This window comes from Mycobacterium sp. NPDC006124 (assembly GCF_040614235.1).
Lineage (GTDB): Bacteria > Actinomycetota > Actinomycetes > Mycobacteriales > Mycobacteriaceae > Mycobacterium.
Genome location: NZ_JBEXUA010000004.1, coordinates 434,122 through 452,278, shown reverse-complemented (window position 1 = coordinate 452,278; position 18,157 = coordinate 434,122). Strand labels below are relative to the sequence as shown.

Here is an 18,157-nt window from a genome sequence, read left to right as displayed (position 1 = left end):
GATACGGTCAACCGCCGTCGGAAGGAGCACCCCTGGTGAACGAGCCGGAACCGTCGCCCGCAGTGCGGGCCCACCGTGTCCGGCCGATGGCCGGCCGTGACCCCCACGAGCGTCACCGCGTCGCCACCCCGCTGGAACTGCTCTTCGACCTGACGTTCGTCATCGCGTTCGGCGTCGCAGCCTCGGAGTTCTCCCACGCCCTGGCCGCCGGTCACGTCGGCGTGGGCTTCACCGGCTTCATCTTCGCCACGTTCGCCACCTGCTGGGCGTGGATCAACTTCACCTGGTTCGCCTCGGCCTACGACACCGACGACTGGGTGTACCGGTTCCTGACGATGCTGCAGATGGTCGGCGTGCTCGTCCTGGCGCTCGGCATTCCGCCCTTCTACGCCTCCATCGAGCACGGCGGCCATCTCGACAACGAACTGATCGTCGCGGGCTACGTCGTGATGCGCGTGGCGATGCTGGCGCAGTGGCTGCGGGCCGCACGTCAGGATCCTCGGCGCAGGTCGGCCAGCCTGACGTATGCGACGGTCATCACCGTCGTCCAGGTCGGGTGGATCGCCTCGATCTTCCTGCCGCTGTCGGTGACGTTCGGACTCGTGGTGTTCGCGCTGCTCGCGGCCGCCGAGATGGTCGGCCCCTGGCTGGCCGAGTCGCGCCGAGGCGGCACGCCCTGGCACGCCCACCACATCGCCGAACGGTACGGCCTGCTGGCCATCATCGCCCTCGGCGAGGGCGTCGTCGGCACCGTGGCGTCCCTGACGGCCGTCGTCGGCGAGCACGGCTGGACGCCGGACGCCGCGATCCTCGCCATCTCGGGCACCGGGCTGACGTTCGGAATGTGGTGGATCTACTTCGCGGTCCCCACCGCCGATCTGCTGCACCGTCACCGCGAGCGTTCCTTCGGCTTCGGCTACCTGCACATCGCGGTGTTCGGGGCGATCGTCGGCACGGGCGCCGGGTTGCACACCGCGGCGTACTTCGTCGAGGGACAGTCCACCCTGGGCTCGACGGGGACGGTCGTGTCGGTGGCCGTGCCCGTAGGCGTCTTCGTCGGGTTGGTCTACCTGCTCTACGGGCTGATGGTCCGCTCGTTCGACGCGCTGCACCTCGTGCTGCTGGTGGTGACCGTCGGTGCGCTGGCGGGCGCGGTGATCGCGGCCTGGGCCGGTGTCCCGATGACGGCCTGCCTGCTGATCGTCACGCTGGCCCCGCTGGTCAGCGTCGTCGGCTTCGAGCTGATCGGGCACCGGCACATGGCCGCCGCCCTGGCCAGGGAGGCATAGCCGCCGAATCGCCGGGGTACCCGAACCGTCGAGAGACGGGAGTCACCATGGCCAAGGTCGGGAAGAACGGGCGAGCGAAGAAGTCGGAGCTGCCCAGCACGCTGCAGAGGTCGCCGGCGAAGGCGCAGCAGACGTTCGCCGAGGCTCACGACGCGGCCGCCGATCAGTACGGCGACGAGGCACGGGCTCATCGGGTCGCCTTCAGCGCGGTCAAGCACTCCTTCGAGAAGGTGGGCGACCGGTGGGAGCCCAAGGAGGAGAAGGGCCCGTCCGACGAGCGCGCCGAGATCGGCGGTCTCAGCGGCAAGGGCAAGGCAGCCGAGGGCGTCAACGCCAACGCCACCAAGAAGCATCTGATGGGCGTCGCACGCAAGCTGGACGTGACCGGCCGCTCGACCATGACCAAGGACGAACTGGTCGAGGCGATCATGAAGGCCAACCGCCGCGCGTCGGCGAAGAATTAGCGGTCGGCGTCCACCTCGAACGACTCGAGCAGGGAACGCTCCTGTTCGGCCGCCATCAGCCGCCTCGTCTTGCGGCGGGTGATCAGGATGCCGACCACGGCCAGCGCCCACACCGCGTATTGCACCGTCCACGCCTGCCGGAACGAGTCGAAGGAGTAGCCGCCCGCGGCGCCGAGGAGCACGCCCATCGCCTGCATCACCAGCAGCGACGCGATGAACCCGCCCATGTTGACCATCCCCTGGGCGGTGCCGAGGGTGGCACTCGGGTTGAAGGTCCTAGCGAAGTCGAAGCCGACCATGGAGCCTGGCCCGCCCGCCGAGATCACGACCACCAGCACGATCAGCAGCCACAGCGGTGCCCGACCGGGAAGCGCCAGGACGACGGTCCAGATCACGGCGTTACTCGCGATGATCGCCAGCACGATCCAGGACCGCCGGTGCGGATAGCGGCCGGTGAGGATGCCGATGAAGACGCCGGCACAAATGGCGGTGATGACGGAGACCGTCAGCAGCGCCCCGGCGACGTGCGCGGACTGGCCCTGGGCGACGGTCAGGTAGGGCACGCCCCACATCAGACAGAACACGGTGACCGAGAACTGGGTGCCCATGTGGGTGAAGAAGCCCAGGCGTGTGCCTGGGCGCAGCCAGACGGTCTTCACACTGGAGAGCACGGCGCCGACGGACAGATTCTCCGAGGCGAGGACCCGTCCGTGCGGAGTGTCCTTGACCAGGGTCAGCGCCAACACCATCGCCAGCACGCCGAAGGACGCCACCGACACGTAGGCGGTCGCCCAGGTGGTGCCGGTCAGCAACGCCAGGAAGGGCAACGCGGACAGCACCTGACCGAGCTGGCCGAAGATGCCGGTGAGCTGCGTCAGCAGCGGCACCCGTTTGGGCTCGAACCAATGCGGCACCAGCCGGAGCACCGAGATGAACGTCAGGGCGTCGCCGAGCCCGACCACGGCCCTGGCGCCGATCGCCAGCGGCAGCGATTCGGTGAGGGCCAGCATCAGTTGACCCGTGGCCATCAACGCGGCGCCGGCGACGATCAGCACGCGCGAGCCGTACCGGTCGAGCAGGATTCCGGCAGGTACCTGGGCGCCGGCGTAGACCACGACCTGCAGCACGACGAACGTGGACAGCACGCTGGGACTGGCGTCGAATCGTCCGGCGGCTTGCAGCCCCGAGACCCCTAGCGTGGTCCGGTCGAGTACGGCGACGACGTAGGCCAGCAGCCCGGTCGCCCACACCATCCATGCACGCACTCTGACAATCGTCGCGCACCGACGTGCCCGCTGGCGAATCGATTTCAAAACATGACGCGAGCGTGCAAATCTCGCAAACTTCTGAGAAGGTCTACAGTAGTCCAATGGCTCGTTGCGGACATGCGTTGACAAAGGCCGTGACCGGCTGTTTGAGGGAGTATTCAGGTGGTTGAGTATCGGCTCGGCGAGTTGTCCGAACTCTCAGGGGTGAGTATCCGCAACATTCGCGCCTATCGTGAGCGAGGTCTCCTGGACCCGCCGCGCCGCGAGGGTCGCTCGGCGTTCTACGACGACCGTCATCTGTCCCAACTGGGCACCATCAACGAACTGCTCCGCAAGGGCTACACCTCGGCACACATCGCGGAGTTCCTCTCCAGCATGCGCGAGGGCCACGACCTCGCCGACCTGCTCGGGTTGCAGCACGCGATCTTCGGGCCACCCCGCACCGCGACCCTCGACATCGATCCCGACGGCGACGAGGCTCGACGCCTGGTTGGCCACGGGCTGGCCGAGGTCGTCGACGGACGCGTCACGTTGGTTGACCCCAACATCGCCGAGGTGGTGGTCGCCGCCGACGAACCGCTGCGCTACGTCCAGACCATGCTGCGCGTGGCCGACGGCGTCGCCGACCAACTCGACGAACTGGCGCAGTCGGTGGTGGAGTCGCTGGAGGAGAGCCTGCAGGCCGGCGACGGACGCAGCCGGGTACCTCGCCGCGCCGACGAGGACGTACTGCGCCGGCGGGCCGTCGACTACCGGACCTTGGGACGCCGGGTCGTCACCGATCGGCTCGAGGACGTCCTGAAGCGCTACCTGGCCGCCGCCGAGTAGCGCCTGCGGCCCTCACACCCTCGTGGTGGCCGGGTCTCCACCAAACCGCTGGGCCAGCCACACCGGGATCACGGCGAGCACGGTCAGCGCCGCCGCGACGACGTTGATGACGGGGGCCTGGTTGGGCCGGAACAGGTTCCCGAAGATCCAGATCGGGAGCGTCTGGACGGCGGGTCCTGCGGTGAACGTGGTCACCACGATCTCGTCGAAGCTGAGCGCGAACGCCAGGATCGCGCCGGCCACCAGCGCACCGCGCATCATCGGGAACGTCACGAAGCGGAACGTCTGCCACGACGACGCCCCCAGATCCGACGACGCGTCCTCCAGATCGGTTCCGAGACGCCGCAGCCGGGCCTGGGTGTTGTTGAACACGATGACGATGCAGAAGGTGGCGTGCCCGACGATCACCGTGGCCAGGCCAAGCGTCACCCCGAGTGCGGAGGTGAACGTGGCGTTCAGGGCGATGCCGGTGACGATGCCGGGCAACGTGATCGGCAGGACGACGAGGAAGCTGATCGTGTTGCGGCCGAAGAACTGATGCCGCTGCACCGCGAAGGCCACCATCGTGCCCAGGACGAGCGCGATCGCCGTGGCACCGAGACCGACCACCACGGAATTGGCCAGCGAGGTCCACATGCCGTCGCTGTTCCAGGCGTCGGCCCACCAGCGAAGCGTGAAGCCGCTGGGTGGGAAGGCGAAGGTGCGCGAGGCGTTGAACGCGTTGACGACCACGAGAAGCAGTGGCGCATACAGGAACACCAGCACCAGGACGGTCCACGTCCGGACCGCCGCGCGGGCACCACCGGAGAGCATCAGACATTCTCCAGGGCGCCGGTGCGTCGCATCGCGAGCAGGTAGAGGATCACCGCGACGAGCGGGATGACCGACAGTGCCGCGGCCAGCGGCTGGTTGTTGGCCGTCACGAGTTGGCCGTAGATGATGTTGCCCAGCATCTGGGTCTTGCCGCCCACGATGGTGACGGCGATGTAGTCGCCGAGCGACAGCGAGAACGTGAAGATGGATCCGGCGGCGATGCCCGGAAACACCAACGGCGCGACCACCATTCGCAGGGTAGACAGGTCCGAGGCACCCAGGTCCGAGCTGGCGTCGACGAGGTGGTCGGGCACCCGGTCGAAGGCCGCGAACACCGGAATGATCATGTACGGCAACCACAGGTAGGTCAGGGTGACGATGGTGGCCACCAGCCCGTATCCGGGGCTGTACCCGGTGGCCCACGACATGGGACCCTCCGGGGACAGCATCACGCGCCAGGCGTAGGCCTTGACCAGGTAGCTGGCCCACAACGGCGTCGTCACCGCCACCACCAGGGCAAGTCTGGTGCGCGGCGAGGCGACCTTGGCCATGTAGAGACCGAGCGGCACCGCCAGCACCGCGCAGAGCACCGTGACCACCAGGGCCACCCCCACCGTGCGCAGGGTGACCGTCCGGAAGACTTCGTCGGTCACCACGCGGATCACGTTGTCGCCCGTGACGGTGTGCACCACCGCCCCGGTGAAGGAGTTGGTGGTCCAGAACGCCGAGACCAGCAGCACCGCAAGCGAACCGAGATAGGCCACCACCAGCCAGGCCATGGGTGGCACCAGCAGGAAGAGCAGACTCAGCCGTCCCGTCCTGGTGGTCGGGGCGGTCGCCGTCACCCCTTGATCTGCTGCCACTTGCTGACCCACTCGTCGTAGGCCGTGCAGTCGGTCCCGCTGCCGTCGACGCACTGCTTCTGCGGCGTGGTCCAGTAGTGCAATCCGGACGCATACGCCTCGTCGGTGGCGTGGTAGATGTCGCAGAAGTCCTTCTGGGAGGTGAATTCGCACGCCTTGGTCTGCGCGGGCGCCTCACCGAAGTACTCGGCGACCTGGGCGTTGACCTTCGGCGAGGTGATCCAATCCATCCACTGGTACATGCAGTTCGGGTGGGCCGCCTTGGCCGAGACCATCCAGGTGTCCGACCAGCCCGTGGCGCCCTCCTTGGGCAACACGGTGTTGACCTGAACCTTGTTCTCGCTGCCGATGGTGTTGGCGATCACCTGCCACGTGGTGCCGATGACCGACGTGCCGGACTCGAAGGCCTGGACTTCCTTGGTGTAGTCCGACCAGTACTCGCCGACGTTCTCGCGCTGCTTGGTCAGCAGCTCGACCGCGGCGTCGAGTTGATCGGGCTTGAGCGAGTACGGATCCTTGATGCCCAGTTCCGGCTTGGTCTTCATCAGGTAGAGCGCTGCGTCGGCGATGTAGATCGGCGAGTCGTAGGCGGTCACCTTGCCCTTGTACTTGCCGGCGTCGTCGAACACCGCCCCCCACGAGTCGGGCGCGTCGGTGACGTCGGCGACGTTGTACATCAACAGGTTTGCGCCCCAGCCGTGCGGGATGCCGTACATCTGGCCGTCGACGGAGTTCCACGGCTTGTTCTTCAGGAAGCCCGAGATGGTCGAATAGTTGGGCACCAGTGAGGTGTTCACCGGCGCCACGTCGCCGGCGTAGATCAGCCGAAGCGTGGCGTCGCCGGAGGCGGAGACCCCGTCGTACTGGCCGGTGCGCATCAGCTGCACCATCTCGTCGGAGGTGTTGCCCACCTTGACGTTGACCTTGCACCCGGACTGCTGCTCGAACGGGGTCACCCAGTCGACCGTCTTGTCGTTGGACCCGTTCTCCGCGTAGCCCGCCCAGGCGATCAGGTTGAGCTGGCCCTCGCCCTTGCCCAGCGCGCCGAGTGCCTCCATCTTCGGCGGCGCGGTGCCGGCGTCCCCGCCACCGGACTGGGAGCTGGAGCATCCGGTGAGCGTGCCGACCACCAGGGTCGTACACGCGGCGACGGTCAAGCCGATCCTCGGCGCGTTGAGTTTCATGGGTCTCCCTTGGTTTCCGTGGGTGGTTCAGTTGGAGAGATCGTGGACGGCGCCGTCGGGCCACGCCAGGGTGACCGCGCTGCCGTGGCCGAGGTCCTCGGGCAGGGACGCCGCGGTGTTCAGCACCGTTGCGGTCAGAGTGACACCCGGCTGCGCGCCGACCCGGGCGACCGCGGCGACGCGGGTGGTGGGCCCGGCGTAGATGACCTCGGCGACGGTGGCCTGCACGGTGCGGTTGCCGGGCAGGGCGGCCGTGCCGGTCGGCAGCACCGCGACGCGCTCGGGCCGGACGGCGAACAGGCCCCGGCGGCCGACGAGCGCCTCCGCGGCGTCCCCGTCGAGCACGTTGGAGGTGCCGACGAAGTCCGCCACGAACCGGTTGACGGGGTTCTCGTAGACGTCGCGCGCCCTGCCGGTCTGCTCGATGCGACCGTCGTTGAAGACCGCGAGCCGGTCGCACAGCGTCAGCGCCTCGTCCTGGTCGTGGGTCACGATGACGAAGGTGATGCCGACCTCGCGTTGAATCGCCTTGAGCTCGACCTGCATCCGTTCGCGGAGCTTGAGGTCCAGCGCGCCGAGGGGTTCGTCGAGGAGCAGGACCTTCGGCCGGCCGACGAGGGCGCGGGCCAGCGCGACCCGTTGGCGTTGACCGCCGGAGAGTTGCGCGGGTTTGCGGGGTCCGTAGTCGTCGAGGCGCACCATCTCCAGCGCCTCGGCCGCACGGCTGCGGCGCTCGCCCTTGGGGACGCCCCGAACCCGCATCCCGTACTCGACGTTCTGCGCGACGGTCATGTGGGGGAAGAGGGCGTACTCCTGGAACACGGTGTTGACGTCACGCCGCCGGGCCGGCAGGGCGGTGACGTCGACGCCGCCGAGTCGGATGGTGCCCGCGGTCGGCTGCTCGAACCCGGCGATCATCCGGAGCACGGTGGTCTTCCCCGATCCCGACGGCCCGAGGATGGCGAACAGTTCGCCGTCCTCGACGGTCAGGTCGGCGCCGGCCACGGCCACGATCGAGTCGCCGAACACCTTGCGAACGCCGTCGAGTTGGATCCGAGGTCCGCCGGGGCCGGTTGGCATGGGCTGAATCGTATGGATCGGTCGTTCGTGGCGCAGCGCAACACACGGAATCCGCGCACACGTGCTCTCGGACCGACGTTTTTCGTCGTGACGCCCCGCGTCGGCCGCTGGGTCGGCCGAGAGGCCGAATCGCCGTCGACGAGCCCGACCAGCTACCGAGGTCGGTGGCCCGTGGCCGCGTGGGTCGGCTCTCGAGTGCCGTCTCCGCTTCGGCGAGGCTCGTGCGGGCGGCCGGCAGACCCCGGCGCCACGTCGAAGCGCTGGGAGTAGCCGAGGCCGCACCGCGGCGCCGGGTCGGGCGGGCTGCGTCGACGCCGGCGGTGAGCCCGCCCTTTGGCCCGTCGCGGGACCGGTCCGGCCCATCGGCGCTAGTCGGAGGCGGTGCGGGGCCTTCGTCGCGCGGCTGGGCCCGAGTACCGGGGTCGTCGACCCGGATCGGTGCGACGGGGTCGTGAGGCGCCTACGCCGTCGCCGGGGTGTTCGCCACGAGGCGTCACCCGTCCCACGGGTCGATCGCGCCGCCACCGGCACGATCGGCTGCGAGCGGCGGAGAAGGCGTCGACGGCCTCGAACCGGGAGAGGTAGACGCCAGCCAGGCACCGCGAAGTTACCGATCAGTAAGGTTTCCCAGCAAACTCTTTTACGTTTTCGAGAATGGCGACTGGACATTTTCGTCGCCCGTGTCGACCCATTCGCAAATCAAGCCGACCCGACCGGCGCCCGCGGATTCAACATAACGATTCGATAACAATACTGCCTTGATCTGCGATGTTGTAGCTACTCAACCGTAACCACCTGCCAACAGGACGTTTGTCCCGGGAGCGACTCGGGCGCGCGCAGGCTCGTGTTACCCGCGGCACGGTTACCCGTGCGTAGAACTCGCCAGTAACCATTTTCGGGCCGAAACTGGCCCTAGCTCTTATGACACTCTTAGTACGGCTGCCCGACCGCCAGGACGGGCCGAAGACGACTTGAGCCCGCCGGGCACGGACACCCGGCACGGAACCCGCAGGGGCGCGGGCCTCACCGCCGAGGACGCAGTAGACGCACGCGACGACGTGCAGCCCCGGACACGTGCAGGACGAGAAGCGATACGCGCGAGAGAGCGCACCGAGGAGATGGCAAGACGTGACGATCAACGAACACGACAGGGTGACCACCGGACGCACGGGCGGGTCGGTCTCGACGTCCTCTGGCGCGCACGCGCTCGTCGACCTCCTCAACGCGGGTGAACCGTACGCCGTGGCCTTCGGTGGTCAGGGCGGCAACTGGCTGGAGAACCTCGAGGAACTGATCAGCTCCGCCGGCATCGAGTCCGAGCTGAGCGAGGTCATCGGCGAGGCCGCCCTGCTGCTGCAGCCCGTCGCCCGCGAGCTCGTCGTCGTCCGCCCCATCGGCTTCGAGCCGATGCAGTGGGTGCGCGCACTCGCCGCCGACGAGCCGTTGCCGACCGCCAAGCAGCTCACCACCGCCGCGATCTCCGGACCCGGCATCCTGCTGACCCAGCTGGCGGCCATCCGCGCGTCCCTGCGCCAGGGTCTCGACCTCTACGGCACGCCGCCGGTGGCGATGGCTGGACACTCCCAGGGCATCGTCGCGTGCGAGGCGCTCAGGGCCAAGGGCACGCGCGACGCCGAACTGCTCGCCATGCTGCAGTTGATCGGTGCGGCCGGCTCGCTGGTCTCGCGCCGGCGCGGCATGGTCGGCCGCGGCGACAAGTCGCCGATGGTATCGGTGACCAACGTCGACCCCGCGCGCATCGCCGAGCTCCTCGAGGAGTTCTCCACCGACGTTCGCACCGTCCTGCCGCCCGTGCTCTCCATCCGCAACGGCCGGCGCTCGGTCGTCATCACCGGCACCCCCGAGCAGCTGTCCCGCTTCGAGCTGTACTGCAGCAAGATCACCGAGAAGGAAGAGGCGGAGCGCAAGAACAAGCTGCGCGGTGGCGCGGTCTTCAGCCCGGTCTTCCACGGCATCCAGGTCGAGGTCGGCTTCCACACCCCGCGACTGGCCGACGCGATCGACGTCGTCGACGGCTGGGGCGCCAAGCTCGAGATCGACTCGGAGCTGCTCCACCACTTCGCCAAGGCCATCTTCACCGACCCGTTCGACTGGGTCGACGAGGTCGAGCGCCTGCACGACTCCGGCGCCCGCTGGATCGTCGACCTCGGCCCCAGCGACACCATCACCCGCGTCACCGCACCGGTCATCAGGGGCCTGGGCGTCGGCATCGTGCCCGCCGCCACCCGCGCCGGGCAGCGCAATCTGTTCACCGTCGGGGCTGCCCCCGAGATCGTCCCCGCGTGGTCGAGCTACGCGCCGTCGGTCATCTCGCTGCCGGACGGCTCGGTCAAGCTCTCCACCAAGTTCACCCGGCTCACGGGTCGTTCGCCGATGCTGCTCGCGGGCATGACGCCGACCACCGTCGACGCCAAGATCGTCGCCGCGGCCGCCAACGCCGGTCACTGGGCCGAGCTCGCCGGTGGCGGCCAGGTCACCGAACCCATCTTCGAGCGGCGCGTCGCCGAGCTGACCGAGCTGCTCGAGCCGGGCCGCGCCGTGCAGTTCAACACCCTGTTCCTGGACCCCTACCTGTGGAAGTTGCAGGTCGGCGGAAAGCGCTTGGTGCAGAAGGCGCGTCAGTCCGGCGCCCCGTTCGACGGCGTGGTCGTCAGCGCGGGCATCCCCGAACTCGACGAGGCCGTGGCCATCATCTCCGAGCTCAACGAGGTCGGCCTCGCGTACGTGTGCTTCAAGCCGGGCACCGTCGAGCAGATCAAGTCGGTCATCAAGATCGCCGCCGAGGTTCCCGACCGCGAGGTCATCGTGCACGTCGAGGGTGGTCGCGCCGGCGGGCACCACTCGTGGGAGGACCTCGACGACCTGCTGATCTCGACCTACGGCGATCTTCGCAAGCTGTCCAACATCACGCTGTGCGTCGGCGGCGGCATCGGCACTCCCGAGCGGGCCGCGCAGTACCTCTCGGGTGAGTGGGCCAAGGCCTACGGCTACCCGATCATGCCGGTCGACGGCATCCTCGTCGGCACCGCGACGATGGCCACGCTCGAGGCCACCACCTCGCCGGCGGTCAAGCAGCTGCTGGTCGACACCACTGGCACCGAACAGTGGGTCGGCGCCGGAAAGGCGCAGGGCGGCATGGCATCCGGGCGCAGTCAGCTCGGTGCCGACATCCACGAGATCGACAATGCGGCGTCGCGCTGCGGTCGTCTGCTTGACGACGTCGCCGGTGACGTGGACGCGGTCGCCGAGCGCCGCGACGAGATCATCGCCGCGATGGCCCTGACCGCCAAGCCGTACTTCGGCGACGTGGCCGACATGACCTACCTGCAGTGGGTGCAGCGCTACGTCGAGCTCGCCATCGGCGACGGTGACAGCACCGCCGACACCAAGCGGCCCGATTCGCCGTGGCTCGACGGCAGCTGGCGCGACCGCTTCGCCGAGATGCTCAAGCGCGCCGAGGCCCGCCTGCACCCGCAGGACTCCGGCCCGATCGACACCCTGTTTCCCGCCACCGCCGAAGGCGATGCGCTGCTGGAGGATCCGCAGCGGGCGCTGGCCGAACTGCAGTCGCGCTACCCGGACGCCGGCGAGGTCAAGCTGCACCCCGCAGACGTGCCGTTCTTCACGACGCTCTGCAAGACGCTGGGCAAGCCGGTGAACTTCGTGCCCGTCATCGACAAGGACGTCCGCCGCTGGTGGCGCAGCGACTCGCTGTGGCAGGCGCACGACGCGCGCTACACCGCCGACCAGGTGTGCGTCATCCCCGGTACCGAAGCCGTCTTCGGCATCACCCGCGTCGACGAGCCCGTCGGCGATCTGCTCGACCGGTTCGAGAAGGCCTCGGTCGACGAGGTGCTCGCCGCAGGCGCCGAGCCCACCGCGGTGGTCTCGCGTCGTCAGGCCCGGGCCGACGTCACCGGCCCGTTGGCGGTCGTCCTGGACTCGCCCGACGTGCTGTGGGCCGGTCGCGCCGCGATCAACCCGGTGCACCGCATCGGTGCACCAAATGAGTGGCAGGTCAACGAGAATCGGGCCGCGACGCATCCGTCCACCGGTTCGCGCCTGGAGCTCGACGGCGAGTGCGTCGTGCTGAGCGTGCCGCTGTCGGACATCTGGATCACCATCCGCTTCACGTTGCCGTCCACCACGGTCGACGGTGGCATGCCCGTCGTCACCACCGAGGACGCGTCCGCCGCAATGCGTGCCGTGCTGTCCATCGCCGCGGGCGTCGACGGGGTCGACGCGTTGCCCGAGGTGCGGGACGACAGCACGACGGTCACCGTCCCCTGGGATCCCGAGGAGGTCGCCGACCACACCGGCGTCACCGCGACGTTCGGGGCGCCCCTGGCGCCCGGGCTCACGCTGGTGCCCGACGCGCTCGTCGGCCGCTGCTGGCCCGCCGTGTTCTCCGTCATCGGAGCCGCGGTCACCGAGACCGGATTCCCCGTCGTCGAGGGTCTGTTGAGCCTGGTGCACCTCGACCACGCGGCACACCTGCTGGCGGCGATGCCGACCACCAAGAGCGAATTGACCGTCACCGCAACGGCTTCGGCCGCGGTCGACACCGAGGTCGGCCGCGTCGTCCCGGTGTCGGTGACCATTCGCGACGCCGAGGGCACCGAACTCGCGACCTTGGAGGAGCGGTTCGCCATCCGGGGCCGCACGGGTGCCGTTGCGCTCACCGACCCGCCCCAGGCCGGCGGCGCCATCACCGACAACGCCACCGACACCCCGCGTCGTCGCCGTCGTGACGTGTCGGTCACCGCACCGACCGACATGAGCGCCTTCGCCGTGGTCTCCGGTGACCACAACCCGATCCACACCGACCGCGCCGCCGCACTGCTCGCCGGGCTGAAATCGCCCATCGTGCACGGCATGTGGCTATCGGCCGCCGCGCAGCACGTCGTCACCGCCACCGACGGCCGCGCCACCCCGCCCGCCCGCCTGGTCGGCTGGACCTCGCGCTTCCTCGGCATGGTCATGCCCGGCGACGAGATCGACTTCCGGGTCGACCGGGTCGGCATCGACCGCGGCGCGGAGATCGTCGAGGTCACCGCCAAGGTCGGCACCGACCTGGTGATGTCGGCGACCGCCCAGTTGGCCGCGCCGAAGACCGTCTACGCCTTCCCCGGCCAGGGCATCCAGTCCAAGGGCATGGGCATGGAGGTCCGCGCCCGGTCCAAGGCCGCCCGCAAGGTGTGGGACATCGCCGACAAGTTCACCCGCGAGACGCTCGGCTTCTCGGTGCTGCACGTGGTGCGCGACAACCCGACCAGCCTCATCGCCAGCGGCGTGCACTATCACCACCCCGAGGGTGTCCTCTACCTGACGCAGTTCACCCAGGTGGCGATGGCCACCGTCGCCGCGGCCCAGGTCGCGGAGATGCGCGAGCAGGGTGCCTTCGTCGAGGGCGCCATCGCCTGCGGCCACTCCGTCGGTGAGTACACCGCGCTGGCGTGCGTCTCCGGCGTGTACCCGCTCGAGGCGCTGCTCGAGGTGGTCTTCCACCGCGGCAGCAAGATGCACGACATCGTCCCGCGCGACGAGAACGGGCGCTCCAACTATCGGCTCGCCGCGATCCGCCCCTCGCAGATCGATCTCGACGACGACGACGTCACCGACTGGGTGGCGGGCATCGCGGCGAATACCGGAGAGTTTCTACAGATCGTGAACTACAACCTGCGTGGCTCGCAGTACGCCATCGCCGGTACCGTTCGCGGTCTGGAGGTCCTCGAGGAAGAGGTCGAGAAGCGTCGCGAGATCTCCGGCGGCAAGCGCTCGTTCATCCTGGTGCCCGGCATCGACGTGCCGTTCCACTCCGAGGTGCTTCGGGTCGGCGTCGCCGACTTCCGCCGCTCGCTGGAGCGGGTCATGCCGCGCGACGCGGACCCGGCGCTGCTCGTCGGCAAGTACATCCCGAACCTGGTGCCGCGGCCGTTCACCATGGACCGCGACTTCATCCAGGAGATCCGCGATCTGGTGCCCGCCGAGCCGCTCGACGAGATCCTCGCCGACTACGACACCTGGCGCACCGAGCGGCCACACGAGCTGTGCCGCAAGGTCGTCATCGAGTTGCTGGCATGGCAGTTCGCCAGCCCGGTGCGGTGGATCGAGACCCAGGACCTGCTCTTCATCGAGGAGGCCGCGGGAGGTCTCGGCATCGAGCGCTTCGTCGAGATCGGTGTCAAGAACGCGCCGACGGTCGCCGGCCTGGCGACCAACACGCTGAAGCTGCCGGAGTACTCGCACAACACGACCGAGGTGCTCAACACCGAGCGTGACGCCGCGGTGCTGTTCGCGACCGACACCGACCCGGAACCGGACATGGAGCAGGACAGCGCGCCCGCTGCCGCCTCCGAGGCGGCGCCTGCCGCAGCCGTTCCCGCGGCCGCACCGGCCGCAGCTCCGGCCGCACCGTCGGGAGGCCCACGCCCCGAGGACATCTCGTTCGGTGCCGACGACGCGACCCTGTCGTTGATCGCCTTGTCGGCCAAGATGCACGTCGACCAGATCGAGCCGCTGGACTCCATCGAGTCGATCACCGACGGTGCGTCGTCGCGACGCAACCAGCTGCTCGTCGACCTCGGCTCCGAGCTCAACCTCGGTGCCATCGACGGTGCCGCCGAAGCCGACCTGGCCGGACTCAAGGCTCAGGTCAGCAAGCTCGCCCGGACCTACAAGCCGTTCGGCCCCGTGCTCTCCGACGCGGTCAACGACCAGCTGCGCACGGTGCTCGGCCCCTCGGGCAAGCGCCCCGCCGCGATCGCCGAACGCGTGAAGAAGGATTGGGAGCTCGGCGACGGCTGGGTCAAGCACGTCACCATGGAGCTGGTCCTCGGCACTCGCGAGGGCACCAGCGTTCGCGGCGGCAACCTCGGTCACCTGCACGAGGGCGCCCTGCCCGACGCGGCCACGGTCGACCGGGTCGTCGACGCGGCCGTTTCCGCCGTCGCCGCGCGCCGCGGCATCGCGGTCTCGCTGCCGTCGGCCGGTGGGGCCGGGGGAGGCGTCGTGGATTCCGCGGCGCTCACCGAGTTCGCCGAGAAGGTCACCGGCCGCTACGGCGTGCTGGCCTCGGCTGCCAGGCTGATCCTCGGTCAGCTCGGCGTCGACGCGCCGGTCAACGTGGACGAGACGGTCAGCGACGCCGACCTCATCGACCTGGTCACCGCCGAACTCGGGTCGGACTGGCCACGTTTGGTCGCACCGACGTTCGACGGCCGCAAGGCGGTGCTCTTCGACGACCGCTGGGCAAGCGCCCGTGAGGATCTGGCCCGGCTGTGGCTCAAGGGCGAGGACGAGATCGACGCCGACTGGTCACGGCTCTCGGAGCGCTTCGAGGCTGCCGGTCACGTCGTCGCCAGCCAGGCGAGTTGGTGGCAGGGCAAGGCGCTGGCCGCCGGACGCAACGTGCACGCGTCGCTCTACGGCCGCGCGGCCGCCGGTGCGGAGAACCCCGGCACCGGTCGTTACAGCGACGAGATCGCCGTCGTCACCGGCGCGTCCAAGGGCTCCATCGCGGCGTCGATCGTGGCGCAGCTGCTCGACGGTGGCGCCTCGGTCATCGCGACCACCTCGAAGCTGGACGACGATCGGTTGTCCTTCTACAAGGAGCTCTACCGCGACCACGCCCGCTTCGGCGCCACGCTGTGGGTGGTGCCGGCGAACATGGCCTCCTACAGCGACATCGACGCGCTCGTCAGCTGGGTTGGCAGCGAGCAGTCCGAGAGCCTCGGGCCCAAGTCGATCCACCTCAAGGACGCCCTGACCCCGACGCTCCTGTTCCCCTTCGCGGCACCGCGGGTGGCCGGTGACATGTCCGAGGCGGGGGCCCGCTCGGAGATGGAGATGAAGGTCCTGCTGTGGGCCGTGCAGCGGCTCATCGGTGGGCTCTCGCACATCGGCTCCGAGCGCGACATCGCGTCGCGTCTGCACGTGGTGCTGCCCGGCTCGCCCAATCGCGGCATGTTCGGCGGCGACGGTGCCTACGGCGAGGCCAAGTCCGCCTTGGACGCACTGGTCACGCGCTGGAAGGCCGAGACCTCCTGGTCGCAGCGAGTGTCGTTGGCCCACGCCCTCATTGGCTGGACCAAGGGCACCGGGCTGATGGGTCACAACGACGCCATCGTCGGCGCGGTCGAAGAGGCCGGCGTCACCACGTACTCAACCGAGCAGATGGCCGCCATGCTGCTCGACCTGTGCGACATCGAGTCCAAGGTGGCGGCGGCCAACGCGCCGATCCACGCCGACCTGACCGGTGGACTCGGCGAAATCGACATCGACATGGCCGAATTGGCTGCCAAGGCCCGTGAGGACATGGCCGCCGAGAGCAGTGCGAAGCCGTCCGAGGACGACGACTCGAGCACCATCAAGGCCCTGCCGTCGCCCCCGCGCGGATACACCGCGGCGCCGCCGCCGGCATGGGACGACATCGACGTGGACCCCGCCGACATGGTGGTCATCGTCGGTGGCGCGGAGCTCGGCCCGTACGGTTCCTCGCGGACCCGCTTCGAGGCCGAAGTGTCCGGAGAGCTCTCCGCCGCAGGCGTTCTCGAGCTCGCCTGGACCACCGGTCTGGTCAAGTGGGAGGACGACCCGAAGCCAGGTTGGTACGACACCGCCTCGGGCGACCTGGTCGACGAGGGCGAGCTGGTGGAGCGTTACCACGACGCCGTCATCGAGCGGGTGGGCATCCGGGAGTTCGTGCCGGACGGTGCCATCGACGCGGATCTGTCTGCGCCGCTGCTGGTCTCGGTCTTCCTCGACAAGGACTTCACCTTCGTGGTGTCGTCGGAGGCCGACGCCAGGGCGTTCGTCGGATTCGATCCGGAGCACACCGTCATCTCCCCGGTCCCCGGTGGCGGTGACTGGCAGGTGACCCGCAAGGCGGGTACCGAGATCCGGGTGCCCCGCAAGGTCAAGCTGTCGCGGACCGTCGGCGCTCAGATCCCGACCGGGTTCGATCCGACCGTGTACGGCGTCAGCCAGGACATGGTCAACTCGATCGACCGGCTCGCACTGTGGAACCTCGTCACCACCGTCGACGCGTTCCTGTCCTCTGGCTTCACGCCGACCGAGCTGATGCGGTGGGTGCACCCGAGCCTGGTGGCCAGCACGCAGGGCACCGGCATGGGCGGCATGACGTCGATGCAGACGATGTACCACGGCAACCTGCTGGGCAAGAACAAGCCGAACGACATCCTGCAGGAGGTCCTGCCGAACGTCATGGCGGGCCACGTCGTGCAGTCCTACATCGGCAGCTACGGCGCGATGATCCATCCCGTCGCCGCCTGCGCGACGACCGCGGTGTCGGTCGAGGAGGGTGCCGACAAGATCCGGCTCGGCAAGGCCCAGTTCGTGGTCGCGGGCGGCTATGACGACCTGACGCTGGAGGCCATCATCGGCTTCGGTGACATGTCGGCGACGGCGGACACCGAGGCCATGCGCGCCAAGGGCATCAGCGACGCCAAGTTCTCCCGCGGCAACGACCGGCGGCGCCTGGGCTTCGTCGAGGGTCAGGGTGGCGGGACCATCCTGCTGGCCCGTGGCGACCTGGCGCTGGAGATGGGTCTGCCGGTGCTGGCGGTGGTCGGCTACGCCTCGACGTTCGGCGACGGTGTGCACACCTCGATCCCGGCACCGGGTCTCGGCGCGCTGGGTGCGGGGCGCGGCGGCAAGCAGTCCGAGCTGGCCAGGTCACTGGCGAAGCTCGGGGTGGGGGCCGACGACATCGCCGTGATCTCCAAGCACGACACGTCGACCCTGGCCAACGATCCCAACGAGACCGAGTTGCACGAACGGCTCGCCTCGGCCATGGGGCGCTCACCGGGCAACCCGTTGTTCATCGTCAGCCAGAAGAGCCTGACCGGTCACAGCAAGGGTGGTGCTGCCGCGTTCCAGATCATGGGCATGTGTCAGATGCTGCGCGACGGCGTCATCCCGCCGAACCGAAGCCTCGACTGCGTCGACGACGAGATGGCCCACGCCTCGCACTTCGTGTGGGTTCGCGAAACCCTCGACCTGGCAGGTCAATTCCCGCTCAAGGCGGGTCTGATCACCAGCTTGGGCTTCGGTCACGTCTCGGGTCTGGTTGCCCTGGTTCACCCGCAGGCGTTCCTGACTGCGCTGAGCCCGGAGCAGCGGGAGGACTACCAGATGCGTGCCGGAGATCGCGTGCTGAACGGACAGCGGCGACTGGCTTCGGCCATCGCCGGCGGACCCGCCATGTACGAGAAGCCCGCCGATCGCCGCTTCAGCCACGACGCGCCGGAGAAGCGCCAGGAAGCGAACATGCTGCTCGATCCCGCGGCGCGGCTCGGCCAGGATGGCCGGTATGGGGCGTGAGGC

The 18,157-nt window shown here is 69.0% G+C and carries 9 protein-coding genes; 4 read left to right on the top strand and 5 right to left on the bottom strand.

Going from position 1 to position 18,157, the window contains the following annotated elements; translation table 11 throughout:
* Positions 1-86: 86 nt before the first annotated feature.
* Entirely contained in the window at positions 87-1,289 is a 1,203-nt protein-coding gene (locus ABZ195_RS11770) for a low temperature requirement protein A (RefSeq protein ID WP_355217890.1), read from the top strand.
* Between the two features lie 47 nt (positions 1,290-1,336).
* Positions 1,337-1,753, top strand: a complete 417-nt coding sequence (locus ABZ195_RS11765) for a ChaB family protein (RefSeq protein ID WP_355217759.1) — start codon at positions 1,337-1,339, stop codon at positions 1,751-1,753.
* Here ABZ195_RS11765 and ABZ195_RS11760 read toward each other — a convergent pair.
* On the bottom strand, positions 1,750-3,018 hold the full coding sequence (locus ABZ195_RS11760; RefSeq protein ID WP_355217757.1) for an MFS transporter: 1,269 nt from the start codon (positions 3,016-3,018) through the stop codon (positions 1,750-1,752). The two genes, ABZ195_RS11765 and ABZ195_RS11760, sit on opposite strands and share 4 nt — an antisense overlap.
* 165 nt (positions 3,019-3,183) lie before the next feature.
* On the opposite strand from ABZ195_RS11760, the gene ABZ195_RS11755 reads away from it, so the two are divergent.
* Complete coding sequence (locus tag ABZ195_RS11755; RefSeq protein WP_355217755.1) at positions 3,184-3,849, top strand: MerR family transcriptional regulator; 666 nt, start codon at positions 3,184-3,186, stop codon at positions 3,847-3,849.
* A gap of 12 nt (positions 3,850-3,861) precedes the next feature.
* On the opposite strand, the gene ABZ195_RS11750 is transcribed toward ABZ195_RS11755, so the two are convergent.
* The 4 genes from ABZ195_RS11750 to ABZ195_RS11735 form a co-directional block, all read right to left on the bottom strand.
* Positions 3,862-4,662 carry an ABC transporter permease gene (locus ABZ195_RS11750; protein WP_355217753.1) on the bottom strand — a complete coding sequence of 267 codons (801 nt, stop codon included), beginning with the start codon at positions 4,660-4,662 and terminating at the stop codon, positions 3,862-3,864.
* Positions 4,662-5,441 (bottom strand): ABC transporter permease, encoded by a 780-nt coding sequence (locus ABZ195_RS11745; protein WP_355217888.1) that lies wholly within the window; start codon positions 5,439-5,441, stop codon positions 4,662-4,664. Before ABZ195_RS11745 ends, ABZ195_RS11750 begins: the two co-directional genes overlap by 1 nt.
* Before the next feature lie 62 nt (positions 5,442-5,503).
* Positions 5,504-6,709: an ABC transporter substrate-binding protein gene (locus ABZ195_RS11740; RefSeq protein ID WP_355217751.1), complete on the bottom strand. Its 1,206-nt coding sequence runs from the start codon at positions 6,707-6,709 to the stop codon at positions 5,504-5,506.
* Between the two features lie 27 nt (positions 6,710-6,736).
* Positions 6,737-7,789 (bottom strand): ABC transporter ATP-binding protein, encoded by a 1,053-nt coding sequence (locus ABZ195_RS11735; protein ID WP_355217750.1) that lies wholly within the window; start codon positions 7,787-7,789, stop codon positions 6,737-6,739.
* A gap of 1,128 nt (positions 7,790-8,917) precedes the next feature.
* On the opposite strand from ABZ195_RS11735, the gene ABZ195_RS11730 reads away from it, so the two are divergent.
* Complete coding sequence (locus ABZ195_RS11730) at positions 8,918-18,154, top strand: fatty acid synthase subunit beta domain-containing protein (RefSeq protein ID WP_355217748.1); 9,237 nt, start codon at positions 8,918-8,920, stop codon at positions 18,152-18,154.
* The last annotated feature ends 3 nt before the right edge of the window (positions 18,155-18,157 follow it).